Origin of the sequence: Metapseudomonas otitidis, from assembly GCF_011397855.1 — a bacterium.
Classification (GTDB): domain Bacteria; phylum Pseudomonadota; class Gammaproteobacteria; order Pseudomonadales; family Pseudomonadaceae; genus Metapseudomonas; species Metapseudomonas otitidis.
In genome coordinates this window covers 718,183-730,025 of record NZ_AP022642.1, presented here as the reverse complement: position 1 = coordinate 730,025, position 11,843 = coordinate 718,183, and the positions used below count along the sequence as shown (strand labels likewise).

14 protein-coding genes are annotated in these 11,843 nt (G+C 62.7%); 1 reads left to right on the top strand and 13 read right to left on the bottom strand.

Translation table 11 applies throughout. The features are described 5' to 3' along the window. The first annotated feature begins 55 nt into the window (after positions 1 to 55). Positions 56 to 2,890: an excinuclease ABC subunit UvrA gene (gene uvrA / locus PotMrB4_RS03505; RefSeq protein ID WP_044411066.1), complete on the top strand. Its 2,835-nt coding sequence runs from the start codon at positions 56 to 58 to the stop codon at positions 2,888 to 2,890. A 46-nt stretch (positions 2,891 to 2,936) separates the two neighbouring features. Here uvrA and katG read toward each other — a convergent pair whose 3' ends face one another. From katG to rplF, 13 genes are all read right to left on the bottom strand, one after another. Further along, positions 2,937 to 5,159, bottom strand: a complete 2,223-nt coding sequence (katG, locus tag PotMrB4_RS03500; RefSeq protein ID WP_172432510.1) for a catalase/peroxidase HPI — start codon at positions 5,157 to 5,159, stop codon at positions 2,937 to 2,939. A gap of 177 nt (positions 5,160 to 5,336) precedes the next feature. Next, on the bottom strand, positions 5,337 to 5,726 hold the full coding sequence (rplQ, locus tag PotMrB4_RS03495; RefSeq protein WP_016490551.1) for a 50S ribosomal protein L17: 390 nt from the start codon (positions 5,724 to 5,726) through the stop codon (positions 5,337 to 5,339). Between the two features lie 44 nt (positions 5,727 to 5,770). Continuing rightward, positions 5,771 to 6,772, bottom strand: a complete 1,002-nt coding sequence (locus PotMrB4_RS03490; protein WP_044411060.1) for a DNA-directed RNA polymerase subunit alpha — start codon at positions 6,770 to 6,772, stop codon at positions 5,771 to 5,773. Positions 6,773 to 6,794: 22 nt separating this feature from the next. Next, on the bottom strand, positions 6,795 to 7,415 hold the full coding sequence (rpsD, locus tag PotMrB4_RS03485) for a 30S ribosomal protein S4 (protein ID WP_044411057.1): 621 nt from the start codon (positions 7,413 to 7,415) through the stop codon (positions 6,795 to 6,797). Positions 7,416 to 7,431: 16 nt separating this feature from the next. Then, on the bottom strand, positions 7,432 to 7,821 hold the full coding sequence (gene rpsK, locus PotMrB4_RS03480; RefSeq protein WP_003093689.1) for a 30S ribosomal protein S11: 390 nt from the start codon (positions 7,819 to 7,821) through the stop codon (positions 7,432 to 7,434). A gap of 32 nt (positions 7,822 to 7,853) precedes the next feature. Beyond that, on the bottom strand, positions 7,854 to 8,210 hold the full coding sequence (gene rpsM / locus PotMrB4_RS03475; RefSeq protein ID WP_044411054.1) for a 30S ribosomal protein S13: 357 nt from the start codon (positions 8,208 to 8,210) through the stop codon (positions 7,854 to 7,856). A gap of 134 nt (positions 8,211 to 8,344) precedes the next feature. After that, complete coding sequence (gene rpmJ / locus PotMrB4_RS03470; protein ID WP_003093693.1) at positions 8,345 to 8,461, bottom strand: 50S ribosomal protein L36; 117 nt, start codon at positions 8,459 to 8,461, stop codon at positions 8,345 to 8,347. A 30-nt stretch (positions 8,462 to 8,491) separates the two neighbouring features. Then, positions 8,492 to 9,820 (bottom strand): preprotein translocase subunit SecY, encoded by a 1,329-nt coding sequence (gene secY, locus PotMrB4_RS03465; protein ID WP_044411046.1) that lies wholly within the window; start codon positions 9,818 to 9,820, stop codon positions 8,492 to 8,494. Further along, entirely contained in the window at positions 9,821 to 10,255 is a 435-nt protein-coding gene (gene rplO / locus PotMrB4_RS03460; RefSeq protein ID WP_069562476.1) for a 50S ribosomal protein L15, read from the bottom strand. Between the two features lie 3 nt (positions 10,256 to 10,258). Next, a complete protein-coding gene (gene rpmD, locus PotMrB4_RS03455) occupies positions 10,259 to 10,435 on the bottom strand; it encodes a 50S ribosomal protein L30 (protein WP_036991154.1) in 177 nt (58 codons plus the stop codon). Positions 10,436 to 10,437: 2 nt separating this feature from the next. Further along, positions 10,438 to 10,938 (bottom strand): 30S ribosomal protein S5, encoded by a 501-nt coding sequence (gene rpsE / locus PotMrB4_RS03450; RefSeq protein WP_172432509.1) that lies wholly within the window; start codon positions 10,936 to 10,938, stop codon positions 10,438 to 10,440. Between the two features lie 3 nt (positions 10,939 to 10,941). Then, entirely contained in the window at positions 10,942 to 11,292 is a 351-nt protein-coding gene (gene rplR, locus PotMrB4_RS03445; protein WP_044411023.1) for a 50S ribosomal protein L18, read from the bottom strand. A 10-nt stretch (positions 11,293 to 11,302) separates the two neighbouring features. Next, positions 11,303 to 11,836, bottom strand: coding sequence for a 50S ribosomal protein L6 (gene rplF / locus PotMrB4_RS03440; RefSeq protein WP_044411021.1), 534 nt, complete (start codon positions 11,834 to 11,836; stop codon positions 11,303 to 11,305). Positions 11,837 to 11,843 lie beyond the last annotated feature (7 nt).

Genomic DNA, 11,843 nt, shown 5'->3' with positions numbered 1-11,843 from the left:
GCCCCTGGGGGCACCCGTATACTCGGGCGTTTTCCGCTCGCCATGCGAGGCCGCTGTGGACCAGATACTCATCCGTGGGGCACGTACCCACAACCTGAAGAACGTCGACCTCACCCTCCCCCGCGACAAGCTCATCGTGATCACCGGGCTGTCCGGTTCGGGCAAGTCGTCCCTGGCGTTCGACACGCTCTACGCCGAGGGCCAGCGGCGCTATGTGGAATCGCTGTCGGCCTATGCCCGGCAGTTCCTGTCGATGATGGAAAAGCCCGATGTGGACACCATCGAGGGGCTGTCGCCGGCCATCTCCATCGAGCAGAAATCCACCAGCCACAACCCCCGTTCCACGGTGGGCACCATCACCGAGATCTACGACTACCTGCGCCTGCTCTACGCACGCGCCGGTACGCCGCGCTGCCCGGACCACGATGTGCCGCTGGAGGCGCAGACCGTGAGCCAGATGGTCGACCAGGTGCTGGCCATGCCCGAGGGCCGCAAGCTGATGCTGCTGGCGCCGGTGATCCGCGAGCGCAAGGGCGAGCACCTGGCGGTGTTCGACGAACTGCGCGCCCAGGGCTTCGTCCGCGCACGGGTCAACGGCCGCCTCTACGAGCTGGACGAGCTGCCCAAGCTGGACAAGCAGAAGAAGCACTCCATCGATGTGGTGGTGGACCGCTTCAAGGTGCGCGGCGACCTGCAGCAGCGCTTGGCGGAATCCTTCGAGACGGCGATCAACCTCGCCGACGGCATTGCGCTGGTGGCGCCGATGGACGACGAGCCGGGCGAGGAGATCATCTTCTCCGCGCGCTTCGCCTGCCCCCATTGCGGCCACTCCATCAGCGAGCTGGAACCCAAGCTGTTCTCCTTCAACAACCCGGCCGGTGCCTGCCCGACCTGCGATGGCCTGGGGGTGAAGCAGTTCTTCGATGCCAAGCGCCTGGTCAACGGCGAGCTGACCCTGGCCGAAGGCGCGATCCGCGGCTGGGACCGGCGCAACGTCTATTACTTCCAGATGCTCGGCTCCCTGGCCGCGCACTATGGCTTCAGCCTGGAGGAGCCGTTCGACGACCTGGCGCCGGAGCACCAGCGGGTGATCCTGCAGGGCAGCGGCCGCGAGGACGTGGACTTCCGCTACCTCAACGACCGTGGCGACATCGTCAAGCGCTCCCACCCCTTCGAGGGCATCGTCCCGAACCTGGAGCGGCGCTACCGCGAGACCGAATCCAACACCGTGCGCGAGGAGCTGGCGAAGTTCCTCAGCACCCAGCCCTGCCCGGATTGCCGGGGCACCCGCCTGCGCCGCGAGGCGCGTCATGTGTGGGTCGGCGAGAAGACGCTGCCGGCAGTGACCGGCCTGCCAGTGGGCGAGGCCTCGGACTACTTCGGCGTGCTGGAGCTGCCGGGGCGAAAGGGCGAGATCGCGGCGAAGATCCTCAAGGAGATCCGCGAGCGCCTGCAGTTCCTGGTGAACGTCGGCCTGGACTACCTGACCCTGGACCGCAGCGCCGACACCCTCTCCGGTGGCGAGGCCCAGCGTATCCGCCTGGCCAGCCAGATCGGTGCCGGCCTGGTGGGGGTGATGTACATCCTCGACGAGCCGTCCATCGGCCTGCACCAGCGTGACAACGAGCGCCTGCTGGCCACCCTCACCCACCTGCGCAACCTGGGCAACACGGTGATCGTGGTCGAGCACGACGAGGACGCCATCCGCCTGGCCGACTATGTGGTGGACATCGGCCCGGGTGCCGGCGTGCATGGCGGCCGGATCGTCGCCGAAGGCACGCCGGACGAGGTGATGGCCCACCCGGATTCGCTCACCGGCAAGTACCTGTCGGGTCGGGTGAAGATCGAGGTGCCGGCCACCCGCACGCCCCGGGACAAGAAGAAGTCGCTGAAGCTCAAGGGCGCGCGCGGCAACAACCTGCGCAACGTCGACCTGGAGATCCCGGTCGGCCTGCTGACCTGCATCACCGGCGTGTCCGGCTCGGGCAAGTCGACGCTGATCAACAACACCCTGTTCCCCATCACCGCGACGGCGCTGAACGGTGCGACCACCCTGGAGGCAGCCCCCCACGACAGCTTCGACGGGCTGCAGCACCTGGACAAGGTGGTGGACATCGACCAGAGCCCCATCGGCCGTACGCCGCGCTCCAACCCGGCGACCTACACCGGGCTGTTCACGCCGATCCGTGAACTGTTCGCGGGCGTGCCGGAGTCCCGCTCGCGGGGCTACGGGCCGGGCCGTTTCTCCTTCAACGTGAAGGGCGGCCGCTGCGAGGCCTGCCAGGGCGACGGCGTGATCAAGGTGGAGATGCACTTCCTGCCGGACATCTACGTGCCGTGCGACGTGTGCAAGGGCAAGCGCTACAACCGCGAAACCCTGGAGGTGAAGTACAAGGGCCGCAGCATCACCGAGGTGCTGGACATGACCATCGAGGAGGCGCGCCAGTTCTTCGATGCCGTGCCGGCCATCGCCCGCAAGCTGCAGACGCTGATGGACGTGGGCCTTTCGTACATCCGCCTGGGGCAGTCGGCGACCACCCTCTCCGGCGGGGAGGCGCAGCGGGTGAAGCTGTCCCGCGAGCTGTCCAAGCGCGACACCGGCAAGACGCTGTACATCCTCGACGAGCCCACCACGGGCCTGCACTTCGCCGACATCCAGCAACTGCTGGACGTGCTGCACCGGCTGCGGGACCACGGCAACACGGTGGTGGTCATCGAGCACAACCTGGACGTGATCAAGACCGCCGACTGGCTGGTGGACCTGGGCCCGGAAGGCGGTTCCAAGGGCGGCCAGATCATCGCCACCGGTACGCCGGAGGAGGTGGCGGCGATGCCGCAGTCCCACACGGGGCACTTCCTCAAGCCGTTGCTGGAGCGCGACCGCGCCTGATACGAAAAAGCCCCGCTGATGCGGGGCTTTTTCGTGGAGCGGTGGATCAGGCCAGGTCGAAGCGGTCGAGGTTCATCACCTTGGTCCAGGCGGCGACGAAGTCCTGGGTGAACTTCGCCTGGGCGTCGGCACTGGCGTAGACCTCGGCGATGGCGCGCAGCTGCGAGTTGGAACCGAACACCAGGTCGACGCGGGTGGCGGTCCACTTCAGGGCGCCGCTGCTGCGGTCACGGCCTTCGAACAGCTCGGCGGCTTCGCTGGTGGGCTTCCACGCCGTCCCCATGTCCAGCAGGTTGGCGAAGAAGTCGTTGCTGAGCGTGCCGGGGCGCTGGGTCAGTACGCCGTGGGCGGTCTGCCCGACGTTGGCACCCAGTACCCGCAGGCCGCCGACCAGTACGGTCATTTCCGGGGCGGTGAGGGTCAGCAGCTGGGCACGGTCCACCAGCATCTCCTCGGCGGTCACGGTGAAGCGCGCCTTCTGGTAGTTGCGGAAGCCATCGGCCAAGGGTTCCAGCACGGCGAAGGACTCGACGTCGGTCTGCTCCTGGGAAGCGTCCATGCGGCCCGGGGTGAAGGGCACTTCCAGAGCCTGCCCGGCGGCCTTGGCAGCCTGCTCGATGCCCACGCCACCGGCGAGGACGATCAGGTCGGCCAGGGAGACCTTCTTGCCACCGGCTTGCGAGCGGTTGAAGTCGGCCTGGATGCCTTCCAGCACGCCAAGAACGCGAGCCAGTTGCGCGGGCTGGTTGGCTTCCCAGTCCTTCTGCGGTGCCAGGCGGATGCGGGCACCGTTGGCGCCGCCGCGCATGTCGGAACCGCGGTAGGTGGAGGCCGAGGCCCAGGCGGTGGACACCAGCTCGCTGACCGAGAGGCCGGAGGCCTGGATGCGTGCCTTGAGCTGGGCGATGTCCTGCGCGTCTACCAGCGGGTGGTCGACGGCCGGGATCGGGTCTTGCCAGATCAGCTCTTCAGCCGGGACTTCCGGGCCGAGGTAGCGGGCACGCGGGCCCATGTCGCGGTGGGTGAGCTTGAACCAGGCACGGGCGAAGGCGTCGGCGAAGGCCTGCGGATCCGCCAGGAAGCGGCGGGAGATCTTCTCGTAGGCCGGGTCCAGGCGCAGCGACAGGTCGGTGGTCAGCATGGTCGGGCGGTGCATCTTCGACGGGTCGTGGGCATCCGGGATGACCGCATCAGCGCCCTTGGCCACCCACTGGTGGGCACCGGCGGGGCTCTTGGTCAGTTCCCAATCGTACTTGAACAGGTTCTCGAAGAAGTAGTGGCTCCACTGGGCCGGGGTCTGGGTCCAGGTGACTTCGAGGCCGCTGGTGATGGTGTCCGAGCCCTTGCCGCTGCCAAAACTGCTGTGCCAACCGAGGCCCTGGGCTTCGATGCCGGCGGTTTCCGGGTCAGCTCCCACATGGGCGGCGTCGCCGGCACCGTGGGTTTTGCCGAAGGTGTGACCGCCGGCGATCAGGGCGACGGTCTCCTCGTCGTCCATGGCCATGCGGGCGAAGGTTTCGCGGATGTCACGGGCTGCGGCGATCGGGTCGGGGTTGCCGTCCGGGCCTTCCGGGTTCACGTAGATCAGGCCCATCTGCACGGCAGCCAGCGGGTTCTCCAGGTCACGGTCACCGCTGTAGCGGCTGTTGGGTTTCTCGCTGGTGGCCAGCCACTCGCGCTCGGAACCCCAGTAGATGTCCTCTTCCGGCTCCCAGATATCGCGGCGGCCGCCGGCGAAACCGAAGGTCTTGAAGCCCATGGACTCGAGGGCGACGTTGCCGGTCAGGATCATCAGGTCGGCCCAGGAGATCTTCTGGCCGTATTTCTGCTTGATCGGCCACAGCAGGCGGCGGGCCTTATCGAGGTTGACGTTGTCCGGCCAGCTGTTGAGCGGGGCGAAACGCTGGTTGCCGGTGCCCGCACCGCCGCGGCCGTCTGCCGTACGGTAGGTGCCAGCACTGTGCCAGGCCATACGGATGAACAGCGGACCGTAGTGGCCGAAGTCGGCGGGCCACCAGTCCTGGGAATCGGTCATGAGGGCGTGGAGGTCACGCTTGAGGGCCTGCAGGTCGAGGCTCTTGAAGGCTTCGGCGTAGTCGAAGCCGCTGTCCAGGGGATCGGACAGGCTGGAGTGCTGGTGCAGGATCTTCAGGTTCAGCTGGTTAGGCCACCAGTCGCGGTTGGACGTACCACCGCCGGCGGAATGCTGCGCACCGCCACCGGAAAAGGGGCACTTGGCTTGGGCGGGGGTCGTGGGCTTCTGGCTCATCTGTGATCGCTCCTTATCAGGTCGTCACCGGCCCGTGCCGGCGATGGAGGAAAGATTAGAATGCCATTAGCAAGAGAACCAATTTATTAACCGTAACAAAACAATAGAAAATAACTCTTACAAGATCGCGGGCATAAAAAAACCGGGCACTAGGCCCGGTTTCTTCGCAGCGACCGATTACTCGGCAGCGGCTTCGACTTCACCAGCGACCGGACGGTCAACCAGTTCGACATACGCCATGGGGGCGTTGTCGCCAGCGCGGAAGCCGCACTTCAGGATGCGCAGGTAGCCGCCCTGACGATTGGCGTAGCGCTTGCCCAGATCGTTGAACAGTTTGCCAACGATGGCTTTCGAACGAGTACGGTCGAAGGCCAGACGACGGTTGGCAACGCTGTCTTCCTTGGCCAGGGTGATCAGCGGCTCGGCAACGCGACGCAGTTCCTTGGCTTTGGGCAGGGTGGTTTTGATCAGTTCGTGCTCGAACAGCGATACCGCCATGTTCTGGAACATGGCCTTGCGGTGAGCGCTGGTGCGGCTGAGGTGACGGCCACTTTTACGATGACGCATGGTTCAATTCCTTACCAAACTAAGACGTTCGGTGATTACGACGATCAGGCAGTCGCCTTGTCGTCCTTCTTAAGACTTGCCGGCGGCCAGTTGTCGAGGCGCATGCCGAGGGACAGACCACGGGAGGCCAGGACGTCCTTGATCTCGGTCAGGGACTTCTTGCCCAGGTTCGGAGTCTTGAGCAGCTCTACTTCGGTACGCTGAATCAGGTCGCCGATGTAGTAGATGTTCTCCGCCTTCAGGCAGTTGGCCGAACGCACGGTCAGCTCAAGGTCGTCGACGGGGCGCAGGAGGATCGGATCGATCTCGTCTTCCTGTTCCACGACCACGGGCTCGCTGTCACCTTTGAGGTCCACGAACGCTGCCAGCTGCTGTTGCAGGATGGTAGCGGCGCGACGGATAGCCTCTTCGGGATCCAGGGTGCCGTTGGTTTCCAGGTCGATGACCAGCTTGTCCAGGTTGGTGCGCTGCTCGACACGGGCGTTTTCCACGACGTACGCAACGCGACGGACCGGGCTGAAGGAAGCGTCGAGCTGGAGACGGCCAATGCTACGGCTCTCGTCTTCGTCGCTCTGGCGCGCGTCAGCGGGTTCGTACCCACGGCCGCGAGCCACTTTCAGCTTCATGTTCAGCGAGCCGTTGTCCGCCAGGTTGGCGATGACGTGGTCACCGTTGACGATCTCGACATCATGATCCAGCTGAATATCGGCAGCAGTGACAACGCCCGGGCCTTTCTTGACCAGGTTCAGCGTTACTTCGTCACGGCCGTGCAGTTTGACAGCCAGACCTTTCAGGTTGAGCAGGATTTCAATGACGTCTTCCTGAACACCTTCGATGGCGCTGTACTCATGGAGTACGCCGTCGATTTCGGCCTCGACTACTGCACAGCCAGGCATGGAGGACAACAGGATGCGACGCAGCGCGTTGCCCAGGGTATGGCCGAAGCCACGCTCGAGAGGCTCGAGCGTGATCTTGGCGCGGGTCGTGCTGACCGCTTGCACATCGATGTGGCGAGGGGTCAGGAACTCATTTACCGAACTCTGCATGGATGCACCTATTTTCTAGCCCTTACTTGGAGTAGAGCTCGACAATCAGGTTTTCGTTGATGTCGGCGGACAGATCAGTACGAGCCGGAACGCTTTTGAACACGCCCGACTTCTTGTCGGCGTCGACTTCAACCCACTCAACGCGACCGCGCTGAGCACACAGCTCAAGGGCTTGAGCAATGCGAAGCTGGTTCTTGGACTTCTCGCGAACAGCGACTACGTCACCAGCCTTGACCTGATAGGAGGGGATGTTGACGGTCTGGCCGTTCACGCTGATGGCCTTGTGGGAAACCAGCTGACGGGACTCGGAACGGGTAGCGCCGAAGCCCATACGGTAGACGACGTTGTCCAGACGGCACTCGAGGAGTTGCAGCAGGTTCTCGCCGGTAGCGCCCTTGCGACGGGCAGCTTCCTTGTAGTAACCGCTGAACTGACGCTCCAGTACACCGTAGATACGACGGACCTTCTGCTTCTCGCGCAGCTGGGTGCCGTAGTCGGACAGACGGCCACGACGGGCACCGTGCTGACCAGGAGCGGATTCAATGTTGCACTTGGACTCGAGGGCACGAGCGCCGCTCTTCAGGAAGAGGTCAGTGCCTTCACGACGGGACAGTTTGCATTTGGGACCAATGTAACGAGCCATTTCTCACTGTCTCCTATTACACGCGACGCTTCTTCGGCGGACGGCACCCGTTGTGCGGGATCGGCGTCACGTCGGTGATGCTGGCAATCTTGTAGCCGCAGGCGTTCAGAGCACGCACAGCGGACTCGCGACCCGGACCGGGACCCTTGACGTTGACGTCGAGGTTCTTCAGACCGTATTCCAGAGCAGCCTGACCGGCACGCTCGGCAGCCACCTGGGCAGCGAACGGGGTGCTCTTACGGGAGCCACGGAAACCGGAACCACCGGAGGTCGCCCAGGACAGAGCGTTGCCCTGACGGTCGGTGATGGTCACGATGGTGTTGTTGAAAGAAGCGTGGATATGGGCGATCCCATCAACCACTGTCTTCTTGACTTTCTTACGGGGACGAGCAGCAGGCTTAGCCATGACTTAATTCCTGTCGATTCGCGGGCGCAAAATTACTTGCGGATCGGCTTACGCGGGCCCTTGCGGGTGCGCGCGTTGGTCTTGGTGCGTTGGCCATGAACAGGCAGACCACGACGGTGGCGCAGGCCGCGGTAGCAACCCAGGTCCATCAGACGCTTGATGTTCATGTTGATCTCGCGGCGCAGGTCACCCTCGGTGGTGAGCTTGGCCACTTCGCCACGCAGCTGTTCGAGCTGCTCGTCGGTCAGGTCCTTGATTTTCACCGACGGGTTGACGCCGGTAGCCGCACAGATGTTCTGCGCGGTGGTGCGACCAACACCGTAGATGTAGGTCAGCGAGATAACAGTGTGCTTGTTATCTGGAATGTTGACGCCTGCAATACGGGCCATTCAATGAAAACTCCAGTTGACAGCTATCGGTGCCCCGGAAGCCAAGAAATAGGGCGCGCGATATTAGCGCTGTAATAACGAATAATCAACCCGGCAGCACACTAGCTGCCGGGCTCACGACGCGTGAATCACACTCAGCCTTGGCGCTGTTTGTGACGCGGCTCCGCGCTGCAGATCACGCGAACGATACCGTCGCGGCGAATGATCTTGCAGTTACGGCACAGCTTCTTCACCGATGCACGAACTTTCATCAGTAACTCCTAGAACCTTACGGCACTGCGTCAGCGGAGCATTCCGCCGCCGTAGCCCTTCAGGTTGGCTTTCTTCATGAGGGATTCATACTGGTGCGAAACGAGGTGCGACTGTACTTGGGCCATAAAGTCCATCACAACCACGACCACGATCAGCAACGAGGTCCCGCCAAGGTAGAACGGAACGTTTGCCGCGACCACAAGGAACTGGGGAAGCAGGCAGACAGCCGTCATGTACAGGGCACCGAACATGGTCAGACGAGTCAGAACGCCATCGATGTAGCGCGCAGACTGCTCACCAGGACGAATACCCGGGATAAAGGCACCGGACTTCTTCAGGTTCTCCGCCACGTCTTTCGGGTTGAACATCAGCGCTGTGTAGAAGAAGCAGAAGAAAACGATCCCTGCACTAAACAGCAGAATGTTCAACGGCTGACCAGGAGCGATCGCCTGCGAGAGGTCCTGCAGCCAGCCCATTTTCTCGGACTGACCGAACCATGCGCCCAGCGAGGCCGGGAACAGCAGGATACTGCTGGCGAAAATAGCCGGGATCACGCCCGCCATGTTCACCTTCAGCGGCAGGTGGCTGTTCTGCGCAGCAAAAACCTTGCGGCCCTGCTGACGCTTGGCATAGTGCACCGCGATGCGGCGCTGACCACGCTCGATGAACACCACAAAACCGATGATCGCAACAGCCAGGAGGCCGATGGCGATCAAGGCGAAGATGTTGATATCGCCCTGACGAGCAGACTCGAAAGACTGCCCAATCGCTCTCGGCAGACCGGCAACGATGCCCGCGAAGATAAGCATCGAGATACCGTTGCCGACACCGCGCTCGGTGATCTGCTCGCCCAGCCACATCATGAACAGTGCACCCGCCACGAAGGTGGTGACTGCCACGAAGTGGAAGCCGAAATCAGTCGAGAAAGCGACGCCCTGACTGGCCAGGCCAACAGCCATGCCGATGGCCTGAACCAGTGCTAGGGCTACGGTGCCATAGCGGGTGTACTGGCTGATCTTGCGACGGCCAGCTTCACCTTCCTTCTTCAACTGCTCCAGCTGCGGGCTGATAGCGGTCATGAGCTGCATGATGATCGAAGCCGAGATGTACGGCATGATCCCCAGTGCAAAAATGCTCATGCGCTCCAGCGCGCCGCCGGAAAACATGTTGAACAGGCTAAGAATGGTCCCCTCGTTCTGCCGGAACAGTTCGGCCAGCCGGTCCGGGTTGATACCGGGCACTGGGATGTGCGCGCCGATCCGATAGACGATGATCGCCAGGAACAGGAAACGCAGTCGAGCCCAGAGCTCGGACAATCCGCCATTGCTGAGCGCGGAGAGAGCACCTTGCTTAGCCATTTAGTCCTCGAACTTACCGCCAGCTGCTTCGATGGCCGCACGCGCACCTTTGGTGGCGGCGATGCCCTTCAGGGTGACCGCGCGAGCAACTTCGCCGGACAGCATGACTTTTACACGCTGCACGTTCTGGTTGATCACGTTGGCATCCTTCAGCGCTTGCAGAGTGACGACATCGCCTTCCACCTTAGCCAGCTCGGAGGTGCGCACTTCTGCGCGATCCATGGCCTTCAGGGAAACGAAGCCGAACTTCGGCAGGCGGCGGTGCAGGGGCTGTTGACCACCCTCGAAGCCGGGAGCGATGGTACCACCGGAGCGAGAGGTCTGACCTTTGTGACCACGGCCACCGGTCTTGCCCAGACCGCTACCGATGCCACGGCCCGGACGGTGCTTCTCGCGACGGGCACCCGGCGCGGAACGCAGATCGTTCAGTTTCATGGATTAACCCTCGACACGCAGAAGGTAGTAAGCCTTGTTGATCATGCCGCGGTTTTCAGGAGTGTCCTGAACCTCTACGGTGTGACCGATACGACGCAGGCCAAGGCCCTTGACGCAGGCTTTGTGGTTGGCCAGACGGCCATTCACGCTCTTGACCAGCGTAACTTTTACAGTAGCCATGATCAGAGAATCTCCTCGACACTCTTGCCACGCTTGGCTGCAACAGCTTCAGGGGACTGCATGTTCTTCAGGCCCTTGAAGGTGGCATAAACCACGTTCACCGGATTGGTAGAGCCGTAGCACTTGGCCAGGACGTTCTGGACACCTGCCACCTCCAGGACAGCGCGCATGGCGCCGCCGGCGATGATCCCGGTACCTTCGGAAGCCGGCTGCATAAACACCTTGGAGGCGCCGTGAGCGGACTTGATGGGGTACTGCAGGGTGGTGCCATCCAGTTCGACCTGGATCATGTTGCGACGGGCAGCTTCCATGGCCTTCTGGATTGCAGCAGGCACTTCGCGGGACTTGCCGCGACCGAAACCGACGCGACCCCTACCATCACCCACCACGGTCAGCGCGGTGAAGGTGAAGATACGGCCACCCTTTACGGTCTTGGCAACGCGGTTAACCTGAACCAGCTTCTCGATGTAGCCTTCGTCGCGCTTTTGCTCGTTGTTCGCCATAACTTAGAACTCCAGCCCGCCTTCACGAGCAGCATCGGCCAGCGCCTTGACGCGACCGTGGTACTTGAAGCCAGAACGATCGAACGCTACCTGGGTAACACCAGCGGCTTTCGCGCGCTCGGCAACCAGCTGGCCGACTTTCTTGGCCGCGTCAACGTTGCCGGTGGCACCGCTACGCAGTTCTTTGTCCAGAGTCGAGGCGCTGGCCAGGACCTTGGCGCCGTCGGCCGAAATGACCTGGGCGTAGATGTGCTGGGAAGAGCGGTATACGCAGAGGCGTACGGCTTCCAGCTCGCGCATTTTCAGGCGTGCCTTGCGAGCGCGACGCAGACGAGTTTCTTTCTTTACGCTCATTTGCTATGCCCTACTTCTTCTTAGCTTCTTTACGACGCACGACTTCATCGGCGTAACGTACACCCTTGCCTTTGTAAGGCTCCGGCGGACGGAAGTCGCGGATCTCGGCGGCCACCTGACCAACCAGCTGCTTGTCGATACCCTTGATCAGGATGTCGGTTTGGCTGGGGGTTTCAGCGGTTACGCCTTGCGGAAGCTCGTAGTCAACCGGATGGGAGAAGCCGAGAGCCAGGGACAGCACTTGGCCTTTGGCCTGAGCCTTGTAGCCGACGCCGACCAGCTGGAGCTTGCGCTCGAAGCCTTGGCTGACGCCTACGACCATGTTGTTCACCAGCGCACGGGTGGTACCGGCCATGGCCTTGTTCTGCTGGTCGCCGTTGCGAGCGGCAAAGCGAAGCTCGCCGTTTTCCTGCAGAATTTCCACGGACGGATGTACTTTCAGCTCAAGAGTGCCCTTGGCGCCCTTGACGGAAAGTTGCTGACCAGCCAGCTTGATTTCAACGCCAGCGGGCAGCTTGACGGGGTTCTTAGCAACGCGAGACATGCTTCAA